At 71.1% G+C, this 22,893-nt stretch carries 22 protein-coding genes; 7 read left to right on the top strand and 15 right to left on the bottom strand.

The genetic code is table 11. The features are described 5' to 3' along the window. Positions 1-33: 33 nt before the first annotated feature. Both JNK30_RS05320 and JNK30_RS05325 read right to left on the bottom strand, forming a co-directional pair. Entirely contained in the window at positions 34-792 is a 759-nt protein-coding gene (locus tag JNK30_RS05320; RefSeq protein WP_293480876.1) for a flagellar hook assembly protein FlgD, read from the bottom strand. Further along, on the bottom strand, positions 792-2,285 hold the full coding sequence (locus tag JNK30_RS05325) for a flagellar hook-length control protein FliK (RefSeq protein ID WP_293480878.1): 1,494 nt from the start codon (positions 2,283-2,285) through the stop codon (positions 792-794). Before JNK30_RS05325 ends, JNK30_RS05320 begins: the two co-directional genes overlap by 1 nt. A gap of 443 nt (positions 2,286-2,728) precedes the next feature. Here JNK30_RS05325 and flgK point away from each other — a divergent pair, with 443 nt between their 5' ends. The 5 genes from flgK to JNK30_RS05350 all read left to right on the top strand — a co-directional run bounded on the left by flgK (position 2,729) and on the right by JNK30_RS05350 (position 8,497). Beyond that, positions 2,729-4,825 carry a flagellar hook-associated protein FlgK gene (gene flgK / locus JNK30_RS05330; RefSeq protein WP_293480880.1) on the top strand — a complete coding sequence of 699 codons (2,097 nt, stop codon included), beginning with the start codon at positions 2,729-2,731 and terminating at the stop codon, positions 4,823-4,825. 12 nt (positions 4,826-4,837) lie between these two features. Next, positions 4,838-5,767: a flagellin gene (locus JNK30_RS05335; protein WP_293480882.1), complete on the top strand. Its 930-nt coding sequence runs from the start codon at positions 4,838-4,840 to the stop codon at positions 5,765-5,767. 88 nt (positions 5,768-5,855) lie between these two features. Continuing rightward, positions 5,856-7,037, top strand: coding sequence for a tRNA 2-thiouridine(34) synthase MnmA (gene mnmA / locus JNK30_RS05340; RefSeq protein ID WP_293480884.1), 1,182 nt, complete (start codon positions 5,856-5,858; stop codon positions 7,035-7,037). 40 nt (positions 7,038-7,077) lie between these two features. Continuing rightward, positions 7,078-7,275, top strand: a complete 198-nt coding sequence (locus JNK30_RS05345) for a hypothetical protein (RefSeq protein WP_293480886.1) — start codon at positions 7,078-7,080, stop codon at positions 7,273-7,275. A 31-nt stretch (positions 7,276-7,306) separates the two neighbouring features. Continuing rightward, a complete protein-coding gene (locus JNK30_RS05350) occupies positions 7,307-8,497 on the top strand; it encodes an acetyl-CoA C-acyltransferase (protein ID WP_293480888.1) in 1,191 nt (396 codons plus the stop codon). Positions 8,498-8,643: 146 nt separating this feature from the next. Here JNK30_RS05350 and JNK30_RS05355 read toward each other — a convergent pair whose 3' ends face one another. Together JNK30_RS05355 and JNK30_RS05360 are read right to left on the bottom strand one after the other, a co-directional pair. Then, positions 8,644-9,141, bottom strand: a complete 498-nt coding sequence (locus JNK30_RS05355; RefSeq protein ID WP_293480890.1) for an SRPBCC family protein — start codon at positions 9,139-9,141, stop codon at positions 8,644-8,646. Positions 9,142-9,222: 81 nt separating this feature from the next. Then, the gene (locus JNK30_RS05360; RefSeq protein ID WP_293480892.1) at positions 9,223-9,822 is read right to left on the bottom strand and encodes a DUF3617 family protein; all 600 of its coding nucleotides are present in this window, start codon (positions 9,820-9,822) and stop codon (positions 9,223-9,225) included. 66 nt (positions 9,823-9,888) lie between these two features. Here JNK30_RS05360 and JNK30_RS05365 point away from each other — a divergent pair, with 66 nt between their 5' ends. Then, a complete protein-coding gene (locus JNK30_RS05365) occupies positions 9,889-10,155 on the top strand; it encodes a GNAT family N-acetyltransferase (protein ID WP_293480894.1) in 267 nt (88 codons plus the stop codon). A 224-nt stretch (positions 10,156-10,379) separates the two neighbouring features. Here the strand turns inward: JNK30_RS05365 and JNK30_RS05370 are convergent, their stop codons facing one another. From JNK30_RS05370 to JNK30_RS05405, 8 genes are all read right to left on the bottom strand, one after another. Next, positions 10,380-10,745 (bottom strand): ClpX C4-type zinc finger protein, encoded by a 366-nt coding sequence (locus JNK30_RS05370; RefSeq protein ID WP_293480896.1) that lies wholly within the window; start codon positions 10,743-10,745, stop codon positions 10,380-10,382. Positions 10,746-10,819: 74 nt separating this feature from the next. Further along, positions 10,820-12,856, bottom strand: coding sequence for a flagellar biosynthesis protein FlhA (gene flhA, locus JNK30_RS05375; RefSeq protein ID WP_293480918.1), 2,037 nt, complete (start codon positions 12,854-12,856; stop codon positions 10,820-10,822). A gap of 86 nt (positions 12,857-12,942) precedes the next feature. Beyond that, on the bottom strand, positions 12,943-14,310 hold the full coding sequence (locus JNK30_RS05380; protein ID WP_293480898.1) for a sigma-54 dependent transcriptional regulator: 1,368 nt from the start codon (positions 14,308-14,310) through the stop codon (positions 12,943-12,945). A gap of 26 nt (positions 14,311-14,336) precedes the next feature. Beyond that, a complete protein-coding gene (fliN, locus tag JNK30_RS05385; RefSeq protein WP_293480900.1) occupies positions 14,337-14,669 on the bottom strand; it encodes a flagellar motor switch protein FliN in 333 nt (110 codons plus the stop codon). Between the two features lie 4 nt (positions 14,670-14,673). Next, complete coding sequence (locus JNK30_RS05390) at positions 14,674-15,285, bottom strand: flagellar assembly protein FliH (protein ID WP_293480902.1); 612 nt, start codon at positions 15,283-15,285, stop codon at positions 14,674-14,676. Continuing rightward, positions 15,285-16,316, bottom strand: a complete 1,032-nt coding sequence (gene fliG / locus JNK30_RS05395; RefSeq protein WP_293480904.1) for a flagellar motor switch protein FliG — start codon at positions 16,314-16,316, stop codon at positions 15,285-15,287. Before fliG ends, JNK30_RS05390 begins: the two co-directional genes overlap by 1 nt. After that, a complete protein-coding gene (fliF, locus tag JNK30_RS05400) occupies positions 16,316-17,947 on the bottom strand; it encodes a flagellar basal-body MS-ring/collar protein FliF (RefSeq protein ID WP_293480906.1) in 1,632 nt (543 codons plus the stop codon). Before fliF ends, fliG begins: the two co-directional genes overlap by 1 nt. 217 nt (positions 17,948-18,164) lie before the next feature. Next, positions 18,165-20,273 carry a serine hydrolase gene (locus JNK30_RS05405; RefSeq protein ID WP_293480908.1) on the bottom strand — a complete coding sequence of 703 codons (2,109 nt, stop codon included), beginning with the start codon at positions 20,271-20,273 and terminating at the stop codon, positions 18,165-18,167. 174 nt (positions 20,274-20,447) lie between these two features. Here JNK30_RS05405 and JNK30_RS05410 point away from each other — a divergent pair, with 174 nt between their 5' ends. Next, entirely contained in the window at positions 20,448-21,122 is a 675-nt protein-coding gene (locus tag JNK30_RS05410; RefSeq protein ID WP_293480910.1) for a PEP-CTERM sorting domain-containing protein, read from the top strand. Here the strand turns inward: JNK30_RS05410 and JNK30_RS05415 are convergent. From JNK30_RS05415 to JNK30_RS05425, 3 genes are read right to left on the bottom strand one after another with little or no spacing between them, the layout of a single operon-like run. Next, a complete protein-coding gene (locus JNK30_RS05415; protein ID WP_367118732.1) occupies positions 21,119-21,898 on the bottom strand; it encodes a C13 family peptidase in 780 nt (259 codons plus the stop codon). The genes JNK30_RS05410 and JNK30_RS05415 overlap by 4 nt on opposite strands. After that, positions 21,895-22,362 (bottom strand): PaaI family thioesterase, encoded by a 468-nt coding sequence (locus JNK30_RS05420; RefSeq protein ID WP_293480911.1) that lies wholly within the window; start codon positions 22,360-22,362, stop codon positions 21,895-21,897. The genes JNK30_RS05415 and JNK30_RS05420 overlap by 4 nt, the downstream gene beginning before the upstream one ends. Positions 22,363-22,367: 5 nt before the next feature. Then, positions 22,368-22,862 carry an SspB family protein gene (locus JNK30_RS05425; protein WP_293480913.1) on the bottom strand — a complete coding sequence of 165 codons (495 nt, stop codon included), beginning with the start codon at positions 22,860-22,862 and terminating at the stop codon, positions 22,368-22,370. Between the last annotated feature and the right edge of the window lie 31 nt (positions 22,863-22,893).

The raw sequence follows: 22,893 nt of genomic DNA on the forward strand, positions 1-22,893 counted from the left end.
CCTGACGCGGGTCCGCCTGCTGCGGGGCCGGCCTCACTGGGCCGCCGCTGGAGGCGACGTTTCGTCGCCCGTGGTGTTGCTGTTTGAGCCGCCGGCCGATGACGAGGCGCTGTTCGAAGCGGTCGTCGCCGGCGCCGGCGGTTCGCGGATGAGGGTGATCTTCTCCCAGGGCACCTGGGCTCCGTTGATGGTGACGACGGTGCCGCCGTCGATCTGCTGGACGCCGGTGACGACGCCCTGGGCCGCCACCGTGGCCGGCACCGCGGAGCCTTCGCTGTCCTTGGCGGTAACGCGGAGCGAGTAGACGCCGTTGGCCATGGTCTGGCCGCCCGCGCCCTTGCCGTCCCAGGTGAAGGTGTGCTCGCCCGCCTTGTTGTCGGTCGGCGCGAGCGTCTGGACCACGCGGCCCTTCGAATCGAGCACTTCGATCTTCACGTCGCTGGCGGCGCGGTCGAGCTTGTAGACCCACTCGGCCTTGCCGTTCGCCAGGGCGGCCACGTCGGCGTCCGCCCGGACCTCCTTGCCGATCAGGCTCACGGCGGTGGCGATCCCCGATCCGGTGTTGGCGACCAGCTTCTTCAGGAGGTCGTTGGTGAGCAGCTGCTGCTCGACCCCGGTCATCTGCACGATCTGCTGGGTGAACTGGTTGGAGTCGAGCGGCGACAGGGGGTCCTGGTTCTTCAACTGCGTGGTCAGCAGCGCCAGGAAGGTGTCGAAGCTCTCGGCCAGGCGGTTGCGCCCGATGACGCTGGTGTCGGCGCCGGCGGCGACGGTGGAGACGGAATCGACCATCAGATCCTCACATCCACGCCGGAGTTCACGCCTCGGCGAAGGCGCAGCGCGCTGGCTCCGGCGACGTCCGCGGCCTCACCCGCGGTTTCGAGCGCGGCCCGGAAGGCCTGGCCCCGGAAGGCGCGGCCCGGCTCGCCCTGGTCCTGCCAGGCCTGGCCCTGATGGCGGCCCTGGTCGGCGACGTCGAAGGAGAGGCCGCCCGAGAGGTCGAAGCCCGCCTGCTCCAGCACGCGTTGCAGTTCCGCGGCGCGCGCCCTCAGCTCGTTGGCCGCCTGCGGATTGTCGAAGAGCATCGAGGCCGTGAGCTTGCCGTTGGCGCCGATCTCGAGGCGAACGTCCACCCGGCCCAGGCCCGCCGGATCCAGCTCGAGGTCGAAGCGCGTGGCGCGCTCCTCGAGCTTCCTGACGATCTGCGCCGCGAGGTTCGCCACGGTCTCGGGCGAGCCGCGGACCCCGTGGGCCGTGTGCGCCGCCGTCGCAGACGACTGGGCGGCGGCCCGGGACTCGGCCTGCGGCGCCGGATCGACGGTGTCGGCGGATCCAATGTCGTCGCCGACAGGCCGCTCGGCGGCCTCGGCCGGCGCAGTGGTGGCGGCCGGCTTGGCGGCGGCCTCGGCGGCCTTCGCCTGCATGGGCTTCGCCGCCGTCTCGGCGGCGCCGGGCGCGTCCAGCGACTCGGAGCGCGCCGAGCCGCCCTTGCGCTCGGACCGCGCCGCCTTGGGCGCCGGCTCGGCGCGAGGCGTCTGGGCGGGAGGAGGCGTGGCCTGGGCGAGCTGAGCGGCCCCTGTCGGGGTCGCCTCGGGCGCCGAAGCGGGGAGGGGTGCGTCGGGCGCAGCGTCCGCCGTCGCGGCCTTGGACGCCAGGTCCGCGCGCGGGTTCGCGTTCTCGAGCGCGGGCGCCGCGGGGGAGGCGGGGGCCTTGTCGCGGCCAAAGGCGGGCGGCGGTGCGGCCCGGGCGTTCCCGCGCTCGCCGTCGGTCTGGACCGCCAGACCCGGAGGCGTGGCGCCGGCGGCCGGCGGCTCGGCGTCCGGCGTCGCCTCTGCGGCGACGGCCTCCCCGGCGGGCGCCGGTTCCGCCATGGGCGCGAAGATCGCGACCGAGCGCAGCGCCTGCCGCTGCACGGCCTGCCCATCGCCCGGAGCTTCGGACGGCCCGGCGGTCGGCGCGCCCTGAGGGGGCGCCGGCGCCGTCAGGGCGGCGGCCAGGGCCGAAGGGTCCACTGCAGGCGCGGGGATCAGCTCGGCGGAAGCGCCCTTGCCGTCGGCATTCGCCTCGCCCTTGGACCCCTCCTCCTCGGCCGAGGCGTCGGCCGCGCCGGACGGCGATCCGGCGACGGTCGGGGTGACGGCGCCGCCCGCGGGGAACAAGGCCGCAAGCAGGGCTTCGAAGCCGGCGAGGCCGCCTGCGCCGGGAGGCCGGCCCGCGGCCTGGCCGGCCGGGCCGGGGCCGGCCGTCGCGGCGGGCTGCGCTGTCGTGATGCTGGACGCGGTCATGGCTTTCGGAAGCCGGAGCTTCGATCTCGAGGGGAGCGCGTCCTGCGCCGGGGTCTTCGGTCGACACCCTGAGCAACCCCCGGGCCAACGTTGCAAGATACTGATTCAAAAAGAGAAAGATGGATTCCGGCGGCGCTGCACGCCGGCGCGACGGCGGAATTTGCCGGGCCGTTCGGGGCCGCGGTGGGTCGATCCGTGCCGCCCTAGCAGCGACAAGCCGGTCCGCGACGGCGTCCTGGCGACGGGCCCCTCGCGGGCGCGCGGCCGTACGTTCGTTCGAACTGGCCCGCCTCTTGCGCCTGTCCCACCGACATCGACCGGGCCTCGGAGGGCCCATGTTGAATCTGTTGAGAAAATTCCGGCCTGACGCGTGCGCGTTCACCTTTGTCCCGGCAGAATCCGCCGGGTCGAGCGTCAGCCTTTGCCGGGCGGAGCCTTAATCCATGTCGCTCACGGCCACCCTGCGCACCGCCTCCTCGGGCCTCAACGCCGCCCAGGCGGCCCTGCGCGCGACGTCCGACAACATCGCCAACGTCAACACCCCCGGGTACGTCCGCAAGGCCGTCAACCAGCAGCCGCTCGTTGTCGCCGGCGTCGGCGCCGGGGTCACGATCGAGGGCGTCCAGCGGATCACCGACCAGTACCTGCAGGGCGCGTCCCTTTCGGCGGCGTCCGACAAGGAGCGCTGGAGCGCGGTCGCCCAGTACCTGGACAACGCCCAGAGCCTGTTCGGCGACCCGTCGGCCGACGGCTTCTTCTTCAGCCGGCTGGACAAGATCTTCGGAGCCTTCGCCACGGCGGCGGACGATCCGTCGTCGACGCTCCTGCGCAGCCAGGCCCTGGGCAACATCGAGGACTTCCTGACCGAGGCGGGGCGGATCAACAGCCAGATCGTCTCGCTGGGCGACACGGTGGAGACGCAGATCTCCGCCGGCGTGGACCGCGCCAATGCGCTGCTCGAGCAGATCTCGAAGCTGAACACCGACATCAAGCGCGCCAGCCTGGTGAACGCCGACGCCTCGGGCTCGGAGAACATCCAGAGCCAGCTCCTCGACGAACTCGCCGGGCTGATGAACATCCGCGTGGCGCCCCGGGCGGGCGGCGGCGCCGACGTGCGTTCGGTCGAAGGCGTCCTGCTGGCCGGCGACGAGCCGGCCCGGCTCACCTACAACTCCACGGCGTCGACCCCGGGCTACATCACCGCGCGACCGGCCGGCAGCTCCACCGACCAGCCCATCCAGCTGACCAGCGGCGAACTGCGCGGCCTGACCGAGCTGCGCGACGTCGAGCTGCCGAAGCTCTACGACCAGCTCGGCGAGTTCGTGAGCCGCGCCGTCGATCAGCTCAACGCGGCCCACAACGACGCGGCGGCCTATCCGGCCCCGGCCACGCTGTCGGGTCGCAACACCGGGCTCGATCTTCCGACGGCCGTCAGCGGCTTTTCGGGGACCTCGACCATCGCGGTCGTGAACGCCGCGGGCGTCCTGCAGCGGACGGTGGCCATCGACTTCACCGCGGGCACGATCTCGGTGAACGGCGGGGCCGGAGCGGCCTTCACGCCGGCCACCTTCCTCGCCGGGCTCAACACCGCCCTGGGCGCGCTGGGCTCGGCCACGTTCAGCGGCGGCGCCCTGACCGTCAACGCGACGGCGCCCAACGGCCTGGCGATCGACGAGGGGACGTCGCAGAAGACGGGCCGCGGCTTCTCGCACTTCTTCGGCCTCAACGACCTGGTGAAGGCCTCGGGCTTCACCAACTACGCGACCGGTCTCCAGGCGGCCGACCCGCACGGCTTCACCCCCGGCGGCGTCATCAACCTGCGCCTGTCCAGCGCCGACGGACGGCCGATCCGCGACGTGTCGGTCTCCGTGCCCGCCGCGGCGACCATGACCGACCTCCTGAACGCCCTGAACAACAACGCCAGCGGCGTGGGTCTCTACGGCGCCTTCTCGCTCGACGCGAACGGCGTGCTCAGCTTCGCCGGGGGCGCGCCGCTGGACGCCCAGATCTCGGTCATCAACGACAACACCGCCCGCGGCGTCGGCGGTCCGTCGATCAGCCAGCTCTTCGGCATCGGCGCGCAGGAGCGTGCGGCCCGGGCCGGCCGGTTCCAGGTCAGTTCCGCGCTGAACTCGGATCCCACCAAGGTGGCGGTCGGCAAGCTCGACGTTTCCGCCGCGGTCGGCCAGGTCGCGATCCGGCCCGGGGACGGCCAGGGCGCGCTGGCCCTGTCCGCCGCGGGCGAGATCCCGGTCCTCTTCCAGGCCGCCGGCTCGCTGGGCCAGGTCACCATGTCCGTCTCGCGCTACGCCTCTGAGTTCGGCGGGGCCATCGGCCGCGGCGCCGCTTCCGCCGAGACCCGCAAGGCCAGCGCCGAGGCCGTCGCCTTCGAGGCCAACACCCGCCGCCAGGCCGTCGAGGGCGTGAACCTCGACGAGGAACTGGTGAACCTCACCACCTACCAGCAGGCCTTCAACGCCTCCGCCCGCATGATCCAGGCCGCCAACGAGCTCTTCGACGTGCTCGTGAACATGGTCTGAGGAGACTGAACGATGGTCACCCGCGTCACCACGCCCGGCAGCTACTCGGCCGTCCTGAACAACCTCCTGGCCGCCCAGCAGCGGCAGCTGGAGGCCGGCAACAAGGTTTCGACCCAGCGCAACGGGCAGGACCTCAAGGACTACGCCCGCTCGTCCGAGCTGATCACCGCCATGCGGTCGGTGCAGACCCGCCTCGGCGTCTACCAGGACCAGAACAAGCTCCTGGCCGACAAGCTCACGACCCAGGACACCGCCCTGATCCGGGTGGCCGATGCGGCGCAGTCGGTGCGGCAGGTGTTCTCCGAGGCGCTGGCCTCGGGGCGCGTCGACACGCTGGTGGAGGACGTGCAGGCGCAGTTCAGCGCCGCGATCGAGGCCATGAACGCCCGCTACGGCGGCAAGTACCTCTTCGCCGGCGGCCAGGTGGACACCCGGCCGGTGACGGCGACCACGCTTTCCGACCTGACCTCCGGGCCGCCGATCGCCAGCTTCTTCGCGAACGACGACTTCAAGGTCACCGCCAAGCTGGACGAGGCGACCAACGTCACCATCGGCTTCCTGGCCGACGACATCGGCACGTCCATGCTGACGGCGTTCCAGGCGTTCCAGGCCTTCAACCAGGGCCCGTCGGGACCGTTCGCCGGCGCCCTCACGGACGCCCAGCGCACCTTCCTGGAGGGACAGCTGGCAAGCTGGGAGACCGTTCGCGAGGACGTCACCCTGCTCGCCGCGCGCAACGGCACCAACCAGAAGCGTCTCGACACCATCGCGGCCGACCTGGAGGGACGGCAGAACACCCTGGCCGGCATGCTGGGCGACATCACCGACGCCGACATGGCCGAGGCCGCGGCCCAGCTGCAGCAGGCGCAGCTCTCGGTGCAGTCGGTGGCCTATGTGTTCCAGGCCCTCCAGCAGTCGTCGCTGCTCAACATCCTGAAGTGAGCGCAGCGCGTCCCGGCCGGGGCGCGGCCGGCGAGGGCGAAACCCGCCGGCTCTCGAAAACGCCAGCCCGAGCCGCTACATAGCCGCCATGCCAGCATCCGCGCTCGCACCCGACCGTCTGAGCGACGGCCTCGTGGAGGCCGCGCGCGAGGCCGTGCGCCTGCCGCCGGGAACCCGCATCGTGGCGGCCATGTCGGGCGGGGTGGACTCCACCGTCACCGCGGCGCTGCTGGCGCGCGCCGGCTATGACGTGGTGGGCGTGACGCTGCAGCTCTACGACCACGGCGCGGCGATCCAGAAGAAGGGCGCCTGCTGCGCGGGCCAGGATATCCACGACGCGCGGACGGCCGCCGAGGCGATCGGCATCCCCCACTACGTGCTCGACTACGAGAGCCGCTTCCGCCAGCAGGTGATCGAGGACTTCGCCGACAGCTATCTGCGCGGCGAGACGCCGATCCCGTGCATCCGCTGCAACCAGACGGTCAAGTTCCGCGACCTCCTGGACGTGGCGCGCGAACTGGGCGCCGAGGCGATGGCGACGGGCCACTACGTGCGGCGCGAAGAGGGCCCCGCCGGGCCGGAACTGCACCGCGCGGCCGATCCGGCGCGGGACCAGTCCTACTTCCTGTTCGCGACCACGGCCGAGCAGCTGGCCTATCTGCGCTTCCCGCTGGGCGGGCTGCCGAAGCCGGCGGTCCGTGCGGCGGCGGCCGAACTCGGGCTCGCGGTGGCCGAGAAGCCGGACAGCCAGGACATCTGCTTCGTGCCGGAGGGCCGCTACACCACGGTCATCGACCGGCTGCGGCCGCAGGGCGCGGAGCCGGGCGACATCGTGCACCTGGACGGCCGCGTCCTGGGCCGCCACGAGGGGGTGACCCGCTACACCATCGGCCAGCGCCGCGGCCTGAACGTCGCGGTGGGCGATCCGCTGTTCGTGGTGCGCATCGACGCCGACGCCCGGCAGGTGGTGGTGGGCCCGCGCGAGGCGCTGCTGACGCGGGCGCTGAGCCTGAAGGAAACCAACTGGATCGGGGACGGTCCCTCCCTCGAGGACGCGGTGAAGCGGCAGCGCCCGGTCCTGGCGCGCGTGCGTTCCACCCGCGAGCCCGCCCCCGGCCGCCTCGGCGTCGTGGAGGGACAGCCCGGCGTGGTCTTCGCCGCCCCCGAGGAAGGCGTCGCGCCCGGCCAGGCCTGCGTGCTCTACGCGCCCGAGGACGACACGCGCGTGCTGGGCGGCGGCTTCATCGCCGGGACCGTGCGCAACCTGTGACCCCCTTTCCCGCGCCGCGGGAAAGGAAGATGCTCCGGCCATGGACGCCCGCCAGCTCGTGGACATCGCCTGCGACGAGGATCCCCGCGCGCCCTGCCTCTGGCTGCCCTCGGACCTGTTCCCGGAGTTCTGCGCGGCCATCCGGCAGACGCCGAACGTGGCGGGCGCCGTGATCTACCGGAACAAGACGATCCGCGACGGCGGCCCCTACTGCGACGTCACCACGCGCCGCCCGTGACGCGGGGGGCGCGCGCGACTATATCGCGGGCATGAGCCAGACCTCCGACCCCGTCGTCATCGCCTCGTACGCCCGCACGCCCATGGGCGGCTTCCAGGGCGTGCTCTCGGGCGCCAAGGCCACCGAACTGGGCGCCGCCGCCGTGCGGGCCGCGGTCGAGCGCGCCGGCGTCGCGCCGGATGCGGTGGAGCAGATCGTGATGGGCTGCGTGCTGCCGGCGGGCCTGGGCCAGGCGCCGGCGCGGCAGGCGGCGCTGGGCGCAGGCCTGCCCAAGTCGGTGGAGGCCACCACCGTCAACAAGATGTGCGGCTCGGGCATGCAGGCCGCGATCCTGGCCCACGACGCCCTGGCGGCCGGCAGCGCCGACATCATCGTCGCGGGCGGGATGGAGAGCATGACCAACGCCCCGTACCTGATGACCAAGCATCGCGGCGGGGCGCGGATCGGCCACGACACCATGTACGACCACATGTACCTGGACGGCCTCGAGGACGCCTACGAGCCGGGCCGGCTGATGGGCAGCTTCGCGGAGGAGGCGGCGCGGTCGTACCAGTTCACCCGCGAGGCGCAGGACGAGTACGCGATCGGGTCGCTGACCAAGGCCAAGGCGGCGATCGAAGGCGGCGCGTTCGCCCGCGAGATCACCCCGGTGACGGTGAAGGACCGCAAGGGCGAGTCGACGGTCGACACGGACGAACAGCCGCTGAAGGCCGACCCGGCGAAGATCCCGACCCTGAGGCCGGCGTTCGCCAAGGACGGGACGATCACGGCGGCGAACGCCAGCTCGATCTCGGACGGCGCCGCGGCCCTGGTGATGACCCGCGAGAGCGTGGCGCGGAAGCTTGGGATGACCATCGTCGCGCGCGTGGCGGGCCATGCGGCCCACGCCCACGAGCCGGGGCTCTTCACCACCGCGCCGGTCCCCGCCGTGCAGAAGGCGCTGAAGCGGGCGGGCTGGAGCGTGGCGGACGTCGACCTCTTCGAGATCAACGAGGCGTTCGCCGTGGTGGCGATGATCGCCGAGCGCGACCTCGGGATCGACCGCGCCAGGCTCAACGTCAACGGCGGCGCCTGCGCGCTGGGCCACCCGATCGGCGCCTCGGGCGCCCGCATCCTGGCGACGCTGCTGGCGGCGCTGCAGGCGCGTGGCGGCAGGCGCGGCGTGGCCAGCCTCTGCATCGGCGGCGGCGAGGCCACGGCCATGGCGGTGGAGTTGGCCTAGAGCCTCACCCGTTCAGACGGAACCGTCTGAACGGGAAAATGAGTCTCTAGATCAATAGCTTGAGCGCGTTCGGATCCGAAAACCGGTTCCCACTTTTCGGAACGCGCTCTAGAGCGTCGTCCGCCGCCGCCGAGCGCGCGCCGGGATCAGGCCGCGGTATCGAGGCGGCGGGCCACCGCTTCCAGCTGGTCGAGCATCACGCCCCAGCCGTCCTCGAAGCCCATCTCCGCATGCTGCGTCTTCTTCTCCAGCGTGGGATGACCGACGCGGGCGGTCAGCAGGGTCTTGCCGCCGGCGTGCGGCTCGAACGTGATGACGGCGGTCATCATGCCCTCGGGATTGGGGACCCAGCCCTCGGTGAAGGCGTCGGTGAAGACGATCTTCCGGCCGGGCGTGAGCTCAAGGAAGACGCCGTCGTTCGGGAAGACCTCGCCGTCCGGCCCATGCATGGTGATGCGGCTGGCCCCGCCCGGCCGCAGGTCCAGCGTCTGGGCCTCGGCGCGCCAGGGCTTGGGGCAGAACCACTCGGGATAGGTCGAGCCGTCGGTCCAGGTCCGGTAGAGCGCCTCCGGACTGGCGTCCATGATCCGCGCGAGAACCAGCTCGCGCTCGTTGTTGGGGGCGATCGGGGCGGGAACGGCCATCGGATACTCCTTCGACGGTGCAGGTTGGGGTTCACCCCGAGGACGAACGGAGGCCGTCCGTCCCGACGACGCGCGTGCGCGCTACCTCTGGCCCCCGCCGGCCATGGCCGTCATCTTCTCCATGTTGATGGTCATTTCCGGGCCGCCCGGGATCTGGACCTTCACGTCGCCGCCCTGCATCCCCGCCGGGCAGGGCCCCTCCCACTTCGCGGTGAGCGTCATCTCCTGCGCGCCGTTCGCCTGCGGCATGGACGACCCGGTGGTCGTGGACGAGGCCTTGACCACGTAGGACGTGTTGAAGTCGCCGGTGACCGAGCCGTTCGAGACGGTCTTGCCGGCGGCCCCCATGTCGCACTCGGACGAGAAGCGCCAGCCGCCGGGCGCCGGCGTGAACGTCTGCTTGGCGCACATCTCCTTGCCGGCCGCCTGGCCCCAGACGGTCATCTTGGCGTCGGTGTCCTCGTCGAGGCAGACCTTCATGGTCTGGTTCACGCCGCTGGAGGCGATGGTGTGCGTCCACAGGCCGGGCTTGCGCTTGGGCGGCGCCGTCAGCGGGGTCGCGGCGGCCTGGGCGGCCGGGGCCGCGTCGCCGGTCTTCGCGGCCTCTTCCTTCTTCCCGCAGGACGCGAGGCCGACCGCAATGATCGCAAGGCTCGTTCCTGCAATGGCGACTCGTCGCATCTTGATCCCTCCCGGCACGTTCCCACGTCTTCAGGGACGACCCTAACGCGGACAGGAGACCGATCAATGTCCCAACTGCGCGACACGGGCGAGCGTTACGAGCACGACGAACAGGGCCTGACGTCCTACGCCGACTACCGCCTCGCGGGCGACCGCATGTACATCGACTATGTGTTCAGCCCGGTCCCGCTGCGCGGGTCCGGCGCCTCGGGCCGGCTGATGGAGGGCGTGGCGGCCGACGCCCGCCGGCGCGGCCTGAAGATCACGCCGATCTGCGGCTATGCCGCCGCGTGGCTGCGGCGGAGCGAGGAGTTCCGCGACCTGGTCGCGTAGCGGTCCGTACGCGACGCCCGGTCATCCCGGCGAATGCCGGGATCCAGATGGTAGGGCTCGGAAGCGGGTTCCGTCCGCTCGGCGCCCTTCCCATCATGACCTTGCACGTGGATCTGGGTCCCGGCATTCGCCGGGACGGTCGGAAGCTGTTGACGGAGGCGTCTGAACGGGGCGCGCACCTGGATCCGAAAAGCGGTTCCCGCTTTCGCAACGCGCTCCTGCGATCAGCCGAAGCGCTTCCAGGCGGCCTGCCGCGAGACGCCCAGCGTGTCCCCGATGGCCGCCCAGCTGACGTCGCGCTCGCGCAGGATGTCGGTGATGTCCCGCATCGCCTGGTCGACCCGCTCGCCGGCGGTGTCGTAGCCCTTCAGGATGGCCAGCAGCTGGTCGGTCGAGAGCTGCTCCGGGACGTTGATCGACGCCGGTTCGAGCTGGTCCGGGTACTGGGCCATGATGCTGTCGCAGAGCTTCACGCATTCGTTGCAGATCAGCACCCCCGGTCCCGACACCATCTTCGCCACCTGGGTCTGCGGCTTGGCGCAGAACGAGCAGTGGAACATGCGGGCGGGGGCTTCGGCGGTCCTGGCCATGGCGCGGCTCCTGTCAACCAGATGTTGACAGTCAACCTCGCATTGACATCTCTGTCAACCCGCCGTTGACGCGGTCAGATCGCGCCGACGGTCTTCAGCCGCGCGCGCGGGTGCACCTCGTTCTGGCTCAGCACGGGCGTCTGGCCGCGGAAGCGTTCGATGATCGAGCGGACGTAGGGCCGGATCGTGGGGCTGGTGAGCAGGACCGGGCTGTCGCCCGCGAGCGCCGCGCGCTCGAAGGTCTCGCGGACGCCGCGGATGAATTCCTGCAGGCGCGAAGGCGCCAGCGCCAGCTGCTTGTCGTCGCCCGTCCCGACCAGCGCGTCGGCGAAGGCGTTCTCCCACTCGGGCGACAGCGTCACGATGGGCAGCGCCCCGTCCTCGCCGCGGTATGCGTAGCAGAGCTGGCGCGCGAGCCGGGCGCGGACCTGCTCCACCAGCATGGTGATCGAGGTGGTGTGGGGCGCCGCCTCGCCGATCCCCTCCAGGATGGCGCCCAGGTCGCGGATCGAGACGCGCTCGCGCAGCAGCGCCTGGAGCACGCGCACCACCGTGGTGGCGGTGACCACGCTGGGGATGAGATCCTCGCTGAGCTTCTTCTGCTCGGCCGGCAGGTCGCGGATCAGCTTCTGGACCTCCGCATAGGTGAGGAGGTCGGGCATGTTCTCCTTGAGGATCTCGGTCAGGTGCGTGGTCAGCACCGTGGCGGGATCGACGATGGTGTAGCCGCGGAACGTGGCCTCCTCGCGCAGGGCGTCTTCGATCCACGTCGCCGGAAGGCCGAACGCGGGCTCCTTCACGTGCTCGCCCGGCAGCTCCACCTGTCCGCCCCGGGGGTCCATGGCCATCAGCTGGCCGATGCGCACCTCGCCCGACCCGGCCTCCATCTCCTTGATGCGCAGGGCGTAGCCCATGGAAGGCAGGCGCATGTTGTCCAGGATCCGCACGCTGGGCATGACGAATCCGAAATCGGCGGCGAGCGTGCGGCGCAGGGCCTTGATCTGGTCGGTGAGCCGGCGGCCCTCGAGGTCGTTGATCAGCGGCAGCAGGCCGTAGCCCAGCTCGATCTTGATCTCGTCGATGGCCAGCGTCTGGGAGATCGGCTCCTCGGTCTCCTCCTGGGCGGGCGCGACCTCGACCTCCACGGGCTCCGCGGCCTTCTGGGAACGTCGCCAGGCCAGCACGCCCGCGCCCAGGGACAGCGCGGCGAAGGGGATGATCGGCATGCCGGGGATGATGGCCAGGACGCCGGCCGCCGCCGAGACCATGCCCAGGCTGATGGGGTTGGTGGCCAGCTGGGTGACCAGCGCCTGGTCGGCGGAGCCCTCCACGCCGGCCTTGGAGACCAGGAAGCCGGCGGCGATCGAGATGATGAGCGCGGGGATCTGGCTGACCAGCCCGTCGCCGATCGACATGATGGTGTAGGACGCGAACGCCTGATCCAGCGGCACCGAGTGCTGCAGGACGCCGATCAGGATGCCGCCGATGACGTTGATGGCCAGAATCACGAGGCCCGCGATCGCGTCGCCGCGCACGAACTTCGAGGCGCCGTCCATGGCGCCGAAGAAGGTGGACTCCTGCTCCAGCTCCTTGCGTCGCTTCTTGGCCTCGTCCTGGTCGATCAGGCCGGCCGAGAGGTCGGCGTCGATGGCCATCTGCTTGCCCGGCATCGAGTCCAGGGTGAACCGCGCGGCCACCTCGGCGATCCGTCCCGAGCCCTTGGTGATGACGACGAAGTTCACCACCACGAGGATCGCGAACACGATCACCCCGATGGCGAAGTTGCCGCCCATCATCAGCTTGCCGAACGTCTCGATGACGTGGCCGGCGCCGTGGGCGCCCTCGTGCCCGTGGCTCAGGATCAGCCGCGTGGTCGCGATGTTCAGCGCCAGCCGGTAGAGCGTCACCACCAGCAGCACGGTCGGGAAGGCGGTGAACTCGAGCGGCTTCTTGATGAGCAGCGAGGTCATCAGGACCAGGACCGACGACGCGATCGAGATCGAGAGCAGCACGTCCAGCAGGAACGCCGGGATCGGCAGGATCAGCAGGACGACGATGCCGATGACGCCCAGCGCCAGCGCAACTTCGCCGCGCGCCACCCAGCCCCACATGTCGCGCGCGCTCGGCGCGTTCGAAAAGCGCGAGGGGGTGACGTCGGTCACGGCTCAGAATCCTCGATGGCCGGTGTCGCGCGGGGTCATGCCGCGCTCGCGCCCATCTGCGGCGCCGGCACCGGGACCCCGGCCTCGGTGTACTCCTTCAGCTTGTTGCGCAGCGTCCGGATCGAGATGCCGAGGATGTTGGCCGCGTGCGTGCGGTTGCCGAAGCAGTGCTCGAGCGTCTCGATGATGAGCTGCTGCTCCATCTCGGCCACCGTCTGGCCGACGAACGAGCGGGTGGCGATCTCGGCGGCGCTGGCGGCGGCCTGCGCGGTGCGGGCATGCGCGTCCGCCGGGGCCAGCGGCTGGCCGTCGGGCAGGCGGATCGCGGTCTCGTCGATCTCGGGCCCCGAGGACAGCAGGACCGCGCGATGCATGGCGTTCTCGAGCTCGCGCACATTGCCCGGCCAGCGGTGGGCGGCCAGCCGGCGCTTGGCCTCGCCGGACAGCGGCTTTTCCGCCATGCCATTAGCCTGGGCGTACTTGCGGACGAAGAACTCGGCCATGGCCACGACGTCGGCCGGGCGCTCGCGCAGCGGCGGCAGGCGCAGGTTCACGACGTTCAGGCGGTAGAGCAGGTCCTCGCGGAACGTCCCGTCCTTCACCGCCTGGGCCAGGTCGCGGTTCGAGGTGGCGAGGATGCGGATGTCCACCTTCACCGGCTTGGCGCCGCCGACCCGGTCGATCTCGCGCTCCTGGATGGCGCGGAGCAGCTTGGCCTGCAGGCGGGCGTCCATCTCGCTGATCTCGTCGAGGAGGAGGGTCCCGCCGTTGGCCTCTTCGAACTTGCCGATGCGGCGGGCCAGCGCGCCGGTGAACGCGCCCTTCTCGTGACCGAAGAGCTCGCTCTCCAGCAGGTTCTCGGGGATGGCCGCGCAGTTGACGCTGATGAAGGGCTTGCTGGCGCGCCGCGACTTCTGGTGGACGTAGCGAGCCACCACCTCCTTGCCGACGCCGCTCTCGCCGGTGATCAGGATCGAGGCGTCCGAGGGCGCCACCTGGTCGGCCAACTGGATCACCGCCTGCATCGACGGATCGCGCACCACCATGGGGCGGTTGTCGTCGCTGACGGCCGCCAGCACCGCGGCGATCAGCTCGGCTTCGGGCGGAAGCGGGATGAATTCCTTCGCGCCGGCGCGGATGGCGTCCGCCGCGCGCTTGGGATCGGCCGCGATGCCGCAGGCCACCACCGGCGCCCGGATCCGCTCGGCCTCGTTGGCCGCGATCAGGCCCGCGATGTCGAGGTCGTAGTCCACCATGAGCAGGTCCGCGCCCTGGCCCGCGCGGAGCGCGTGCGTGGCGGCCTCGATGGTCTCCACGTGGCTGACCTTGGCGCCCGCGCTCATCGCCATCTTCACGGCGGTGGAGAGCTGTCCGCTCAGTTTTCCGACGACCAGAAGCCGCATCTTCCTACTCCTTCACACGCTCAGGCTCAGGCCTGGGCGTCGCCGTCCTTGATGATTTCCGTCATGGTCACGCCGAGGCGATCGTCGACGATCACGACCTCGCCGCGGGCGACCAGGCGGTTGTTCACGTAGATGTCGATCGCCTCGCCCACCTTGCGGTCCAGCTCGAGCACCGACCCCTGGGAAAGCTGCAGCAGCTGGGCCACCGACATGCTGGACCGTCCCAGCACCGCCGAGATGGCCACGGGGACGTCGAACACGGTGGCGAGGTCGCCGGCGCTCTTCTCCTCACCCGCAATGTCGGGCAGCGCGCCTTCCTCGGGCGAGAATTCGTCGAGCTTCAGGTCGTCGTCCGCCATGGGTCTAGCTTTCTGAACCGGGGATCAGGGGTTCGGCGTGCAGACCCTCGGCGGCCAGCGCCGCCTCGAGGGTCTGCGACACGCGCTCGGCGGCCTGCGCCGGATCGAACGCGGCCTGTCCGTCGCCGAAGTCGAGGGTGAAGGCGTGGGGGCCAAAGGCGCCGTCCGGCTTGACGACCACCGCGCCCTCGAAGCCGAGGCCGCGCGCGGTTTCGTCGAGCTGGCCCATCAGCGCCTCCGCGAGCGCCGGCTCGGCCGAGACCACCAGCCGCGGCTGGGCGTCGATCTCGCGGGCCAGGGTCTCCAGCGCGGCCTGCACGGGCGCTGCGGGGAACCGGGCGAGCGCCGCGTCGGCGATCGCGCGGCCGCAGGCGAGCGCCAGCGCGGCGGAGCCCTGCCGGTGCTCGTGCGCCACCTCGGCCAGCCGGGGCAGGGCCTGGCTGCAGGCCGCGACGCTGGCCAGGGCCGCGCGTTCGCCCTCGGCCCTCGCGGCCGCGCGGATCTGCTCGACCTCTTCGGCCGGGTACAGCCGCTTCGGGCGCGGCGCCACGAACGCGATCGAGCCCTGGGCGTCGAACTCGGTGTCGAAGGCGAATTTGGCGGGGGCTTCCGACATCAGTAGATGAGCTCATCGTCGGAGTTGGAGCCGGCGAGCATGATCTCGCCCTTGTTGGCGAGGTCCTTGGCGATCTGCACGATCGCCATCTGCGCCTGGTCGACGTCGCGCAGGCGGACCGGGCCCATGCTCTCCATGTCGTCGCGCATGATCTTGGCGGCGCGCTCGGACATGTTGGAGAAGAACATCTCGCGCAGCGCGTCCGAGGCGCCCTTCATGCCGAGGGCCAGCTGGTCCTTCTCGACCGCGCGCAGCAGCGTCTGGACGCCGCCCGGGTCGAGCTTCGACAGGTCCTCGAACACGAACATGAGGGCGCGGATGCGCTCGGCCGCCTCGCGGTTGCGCTCCTCGAGCGCGGTGATGAAGCGGGTCTCGGTCTGACGGTCGAAGGCGTTGAAGATGTCGGCCATCATCTCGTGGCTGTCGCGCTTCGAGGTGCGCGCCAGGTTCGACATGAACTCGAGCCGCAGCGTCTGTTCGATCTTGTCCAGGATCTCGCGCTGCACGGGCTCCATGCGGAGCATCCGCATCACGCATTCCAGGGCGAAGTCCTCGGGAAGCGAGGCCAGGACGCGGGCGGCGTGCTCGGACTTGATCTTCGAGAGCACCACCGCGACCGTCTGCGGGTATTCGTTCTTCAGGTAGTTGGCGAGCACGGCCTCGTTCACGTTGCCGAGCTTGTCCCACATGGTCCGGCCCGCCGGACCGCGGATCTCCTCCATGAGGGCGTCGACCTTCTCGCCCGGCATGATGGAGGCGAGCAGCTTCTGGGTCTGCTCGAACGACCCCATGATGGCGCCGGTCCCGGCCATCCCGGCCACGAACTCGACGAGCAGGTCCTCGACGACGGCCGCCGTCACGTTGCCCAGGCTGGCCATGGCCTGGGAGATCTCCTTGATCTCCTCCTCGTCCAGCGCCTGCCAGACGTGCGCGTGGTCCTCGCCGAGGGCGAGCAGGATCACGGCGCACTTCTCCGCCCCGTTGAGGCGGGAGGCGTCGACGACGTTCTTGCCGCTGCCCCGGGGCGCCATCAGGCCGTCTCATGCAGCCAGGAGCGGAGGATCGAGACGGACTCGTCCGGATGCCGCTCCACGAATTCGGAGACCTTCTTGACGGCGCTCTGGCGCACCTGACCGTCCACGCGGGCGATGTCGATGCGCGCGGCGCCGTCGTCCTGCGGGCCGGCGATCGCCAGCTGCTGCATGCTGCCGTCGGAGGAGATGGCCATCTGCTGGCCGTCGGGCGTCACCATGATGCGGGTGACGGTGGGGGCCGCCGAGCCGGCGTCGGCGTCGCCGCCGCCCTTGCGCTTGCCGCCGCCGGCGCCGAGCAGGGGACGGGCGACGAAGAAGATCATCAGGATCCCGACGATGGCGAGAACCGCCAGCTCCACGGCCCGCATGATGTCGTTCTTGTCGAAGCCCATCAGCGGGTTGGCCGCCTCGGTGCCGCCCTCGGTGGCGGCCGTGGGGAAGCGCACGTTGATGACGCTGATCTGGTCGCCGCGGTCCTGGTTGAAGCCCACGGCCGAGCGGACCAGCTGCTCGATCTGCTGCATCTCCTGGGCGGACCGGGGCGTGTAGGCGCCCGGCTTGCCGTCCTTGCCGACCGCGGTCGCGCCGTCGACGGCCACCGCCACCGAAAGCCGCTTCACCGTGCCCGGCTCCTCCACCTTCGTCGTGACGGTCTTGGAGATCTCGTAGTTGGTGGTGGAGTCCGCGCGGCCGCTCGACGAGGAATTGGCGTTCTCGTCGGCGCCCGGTCCCCCGGGGATGTTGGCCGCCACCGAGGCCGCGCCCGATCCGGTCGAGTCGTTGTCCCGCGAGTTCTCCTCGGTGGTCGATTCCGAGCGGATCACCTGGCCGTCCGGATCGAAACGTTCCTCCTGGGTCGTGACCCGGGCGAGGTCGAGGTCGGCGGTGACGTTCACGCGGGCCTTGCCTGCGCCCACGATGCCTTCGACCAGCGTCTTCACCTGCTTGGCGATCCGCTGCTCCACCTCGGACTTGCGGCCGTCGGCCTCGGCGGCCAGGCCGACCTCGCCGCCCGACAGGGTCCGGGCGCGCTGGTCGACCACGGTCACGCGGTCGGGCTTCAGGTTGGGCACGGCGCCGGCCACGAGGTTCTGCATCGCCCGGACCTGGTCGGCGCTGGGCTCGCGGCCGCCGACGCCGATGGTGACGGCCGCGCTCGGCTGCTCGGCCTCTTCCTCGAAGAGCTGGCGCTTGGGCAGCACCAGGTGGACGCGGGCCGAGGTGACGCCGTCGAGGCTGAGGATGGTGCGCGCCAGTTCGCCCTCCAGGGCGCGCTGGCGGTTCAGCTGCTGCACGAAGTCGGTCTGGCCCAGCGCATTGGCCTCGTCGAAGATCTCGTAGCCCACCGAACCGGCCGTCGGCAGGCCCTTGGAGGACAGCATCAGCCGCGTCGAGGCCACCTGGTCGCGCGGGACCATGATGGTCGAGCCGTCGCCCTTGACCTCGTACTTGACGCCGGCCTGGTCGAGCGCCGTCGTGATCGACCCCGCCTCCTTGAGGTCGAGGTTCGAGTAGAGCAGGGCCTTCGGCTGGCCCAGGCCCATGAAGATGGCGGTGAAGACCGCGACCGCGCCCGCGGCGATCCCGAGGAAGGCCGCCAGCCGGCCGACCCCGAACCTCCGCACCATGGCCGCGATCTGATTCAAGACGCCTCGCCCCCAAACCCGGCGGCGCGCGGCCACGACCGGCCCCCGCCAACAGGTAGGCAGGAATTTCCCAGTCCAAGGTTAAGGGCCGGTTTAAACTTGGCTGTAGCCGGACCCCTGTCGGTCGCGGCACGGCGCCGCAGGAGGGCCGGTCACGGCCGCCCGCGGACGTTCCCGGATCGAAACGCGCGCGAGCCTTCTAGCGGCTCCACGGCTCCAGGGCGCCGTTCAGCGCGAGGAGCACGGAGAACGCGGTGTAGACGACCACGGTGGCGGTAAAGAACAGCTTGCGGGTCGCGGTCCAGGAGTCCACCCGCCGGCCGCCCTGCCAGATCGCCGGAAGGGCGGCGATGGTGACCAGCGTCAGCGCCGCCGCCACGAGGGCCGACGCCGAGGCCGTGATCACGAGCGGGCCCGGCCAGCCGTACATCACCCGCTGAATGTCCGCGGCCCCTGCGCCGAACGCGCCGAACAGGACGAACGCGGCGATCCAGAGGCCTGCCTGGATGTTCTGCACCAGGGCGGCCCGGGCCTGGATCTGGTTCTGCCGCAGCTCGCGCCGGTTTCGCAGGATCAGGCCGACGAGCGTGGCGATCGCCGCCAGTCCGGTCAGGGCCGCGACGGCGCCCAGCGTGGCGGGACGTTCCGTGACGCCGGATCGGACCAGGGTCTCGGTGTTGCTCCATCCCCTGAAGCTGGTGGCCCGGCCGTCCTCGATGTGGAAGGCCAGGCGCTCGTCGTCGTCCGCGGCGATGAACCGGCCCTGGCTCGCGGGGCCTTCGGGCGTGTACGCCTTCGTCTGGCCGTCGCGGGTCACGAGCAGGCGACCCCCGCGCGTCACCGAGACCTCGGCGCCGCCGACCAGCAGGCCGACGAAGCCCTCGAGGCCGCCGTAGGCCCGCCGGGTGGTCAGGTAGTGGCCGGCGAAGATGTCGCCCGCCTCGGCCAGGTCCCGCGTCCCGGCCCGCGGGAAGGGGGCCGGCGGCGCATAGAAGTGACGCACGATCGCCGCCGGCAGCGGTCCGGCCACGTCGCGTCCCGTCTCGGTGTTGGTGGTCACGAAGACGCCGAGGCCGAGGTCCGGGACCAGGGTCATGTTGGACATGAAGGCCAGCGTCGCCCCGAGATGGCCGTAGCCCCTGCGACCGCCCGGCAGGTCCATGGTCATGAAGCCGTGGGCCCAGCCGTTGATCCCCTCCGGCGTCGCCCGGAGCGGCGTGCGGAACGCGCGCGCCGCCTGGGGACCATAGATGGTGACCCCGTTCCAGGCGCCGTTCCCCAGCAGCATCAGCATGTACCGGCTCATGTCGCCGGCGGTGGACGACGCCGACCCGGCCGGCGCGATCTGGCCGATGTACTCGTAGTCGTCGGGCATGAAGCCCGCGGCGCGCCAGCCGTAGCCCTGCGCCGCCTGCGCGCTCAGGGTTTCGGGCATCGGTGCGGGCAGGCCCCGCCGCGCCTCCCGCGGTTCGCGGAAGGTGGTGTGGCGCATGCCCAGGGGGACGAAGATCTCGTCCTCCGCCAGGCGCTCGAACGTCTTGCCGGAACCGAAGGTCGCCGCCGCGCCGGCCAGGGCCGCGCCGTAGTTCGAATAGCTCGAGACCCGTCCCGCCGCGCGCACGCGGTCCGGGCGCTCCTGCCGCAGATAGAGATCCAGCGGGCGCACCCGGCGCGGATCGTTCTCGAACAGCTGGCCCAGGGCGCGATCCTCGAAGCCGCCGGTGTGGTCGAGCAGGTTGGCGACCGTCACGCGGCCCGCCTTGCCGGTCAGCCGGACGCGTTCGGGCAGGTACAGGTTGACGGGGCGGTCCAGTCGCAGACGGCCCGCCTCGACCCCCTGCATCACCAGGATCCAGGTGAAGGTCTTCGAGATCGACCCGATGCGGAAGAGGCTGCGGTCCGGATCCACCGGCCGGCGCGGCGAGAGGTCCGCGAAGCCATAGCCCTTCTTCAGGATCACCTGGCCGTTCTGGACAACGGCGACGGACGCGCCCGCGACGTGCTCGCGCGCCATGGCGTCGGTCATCCACCCGTCCACGAAGGCCTCCAGCTCGGCCGGGTCCAGCGCCTGGCCCGCCGCGAGACGGGCGCCGTTGGCGTGGCGGGGGAGGGCGGGCGCCGCGGCCAGTCCCGTCTGCACCCTGGGCGCGGCCGGCGCGGCGCTGGGCCGCGGGGGCGCCTTGGCGGCGGGTCGAGCCTGGGCGTAGGGAACGGGAGCCTCGGGCAGCGCGGCCTCCTGCGCCCCCGCCGCCGGGGCGACAAGCAGTGCGAGCGCCGCCAGGACCGCCTTGAAGAGGCTGGGATTCAAGGGCCGAACTCCGCTCGAGGAGGATTGACCATATCATCTGGGTTGAGTCGCGGGGCCCGTCTCCCGCCTGGGCCGCAGACGGACCGTACGGGGCCACACTTGCCAGGCGAACAGGATGGCGGCGCTCCTCGAACGCTGTATTCTCGCGGGCCCCTGGGAAGGGCGGAGGCCTGAATGTCCCTGAAGTCCGTCATCATCGCCGGCGCCGCATGCGCGCTCGTCGCCTCGTCCGCGGAGGCCGCGGGACGGTTCGTCAACGGCAGCTTCGAGGACGGCTTCACCGGCTGGGTCTATGACGAGGAACAGGTCCACAACCCGGGCGAAGCCAACCACCTCGCGGAGTCGGGCGAGGTCGACCAGAGCTACGGGCCGGTCGACGGGACCTACATCGCCACGATCCAGGCGAACTTCACCGACACGCCGGTGGTGCTGAGCCAGACCTTCACCACCGAGGGCGGCCTCTTCTCCGGGTCGGCGGCCTTCCTGGGCGAGGATTTCCTTCCCTGGAACGACTCCGGCTACGTGCGCCTCTACCGGCTGGGCGACGGCGGAGTGTCGGCGACGAGCTTCGACGACGGCGACGGCTACGAGCAGCTGTTCTACGCCGACATCGCGGGGGTCGGAGACTGGGGCTACACGCCCTGGACCCGGTTCTCGATCCGGCTGGGGGCGGGGACCTATCGCGTCGAGGCCGGCGTCATCGACCGGAACGACGACCGCGAAACCAGCCTCCTGATCCTGGACGACTTCGCCATGGCCGTGCCCGAGCCGGGCGCGTGGGCGCTGATGCTGACGGGCTTCTTCGGGCTCGGGGCGGCCTTGCGCCGGCGGCGCGCGGCGCTCGCCTAGTCGCGCTTGGGCGCGCTCTCGAAGGCGTAGAGCGGCAGCATCGGGCGCAGCTCGGGCCCGACCCAGACCTGCGGCTCGCTGGGCGGGCTCATCCGGGTGGCGATCTCGCGGGTCCGCACGCATTCCCGGGTGGCGTTCGCCAGGCCGGCGAAATCGCGGGTGTTCGGCATGGACGAGAGGAAGCAGTCGTCGAAGTAGGGGTACTTGTTGTCCTGGCCGCAGCCGAACGAGGTGCGGTCGGGACGGGCGGCGGTGAGCACCATCCGGTTCGGCTTCGCCAGGGTCGGCACGAAGACCCCCGAGAAACAGGCCGAGATCACCACCACGGTCGGCCGTGCGCCGCAGGTCTGGTCCAGCATCGTGGCCAGCGTGCCCGGGCGCAGGATCGTCTGGTCCACCTGCGCGCCCTGCGGCAGGCCGTGCGAGGTGAGATAGAAGAGGCAGCCGCCGCTGGTCCGCTGCGACAGGTCGGCGAGGGCGTTGTAGATGCCCCGCTGCTCCGCCTTCTCGGGCTTGGTGTCCTGGTAGCGTTCGGGCCGGACGGAGAACTGGCGGATGTTGTTCTGCCGGAAGCCGGCCCGCCCCAGCGCCAGCGTCACGTCGCGGCGCGCGTTGTCGAAGCCCTCCGTGGGCCCGCCGTCGCTGGCGTGCCAGTCGCCCGCCACAACGACCGCCGACCAGTCTGCGAAGGCCGAGGCTGCGTGGGCCGCGCTGACGCCCGCCGCCGACCAGACCATGGCGGTCAGGGCAAGCAGCCGGGCGGCGGTCCGCATCATTTCTTGTAGTTCGAGAACGGCGTCGGGATTGCCGTCCCGGTCGCCTTCGCCAGCGTCCGGCCCTCGGGATCGAACAGCTCGCCTTCGGTGAAGGCGACCTGGCGGCCCCACTTCACGACCTTGCCGACGCCGCGGATCTTCCCGGGCTGTCCGGGGCGGAAGAAGGTGGTCTTCATCTCCAGCGTCGGCGCGACGGCCGTCATGCCGGACGCCACCATGCAGGCCACGCTCATGCACTCGTCGAGCATGGCGCAGAGGTAGCCGCCCTGGATCTGGCGCATGGGGTTGAGCAGCAGTTCGGCCTTGGCCTCGAACTCGACCTCCACCGAGCGCTCGGCCTGGTTCACCGCCACCATCCTGAAGCCCAGGGTCTGGGACCCGGTCGGCTGGTTCTTGGTGCGCAGGAAGCGCTGCAGGATGGCCTCGTCGGTGAGGGCCTCCGGCTCGCTCGCGACGTCGGTCATGCGGTCTACTTCTTCCGGAACTGATCGAGGGAGACGACGGTGGCTTCGCCCTTCGGAGGCGCAGGCGTCTCGGCCTTCGCCTCGGCGGGCTTCTCGGGCGCGGCCTTGGCCTCGGCCGGCGCCGAGGGCGGCGGCTCGAACTGCAGCAGGAACTGCACCGAAGGATCGTAGAAGCGGGTGATGGCGCCGTACGGGACCGAGAGCCGCTTGGGCTGGCCGCCGAACTGCAGGGTCACCGAGAAGAACGTCTCGCCGGGGGCCAGGTCCCAGTACTGGTGCTGCAGGACGATGGTCATCTCGTCGGGATACTTCGACAGCAGGTCCTGCGGCCCCGAGACCCCCGCGGCGTCGGTCTTGAAGGTGATGTAGAAGTGGTGCGAACCCGGCAGCCCCTCGGGCGCGGCGGCGCGCTTCAGCGCAGCCTTGGCGACGCCCCGCAGCGCGTCCTGCGCCAGGGCCTCGTAGTTCATCAGATCCTGGACCGGCGGATCCTGAGCCATACCCACTCCGACAACCGAACGCCTGAAAGGT

This window comes from Phenylobacterium sp. (genome assembly GCF_016793225.1).
Taxonomy (GTDB): Bacteria; Pseudomonadota; Alphaproteobacteria; order Caulobacterales; family Caulobacteraceae; genus Phenylobacterium.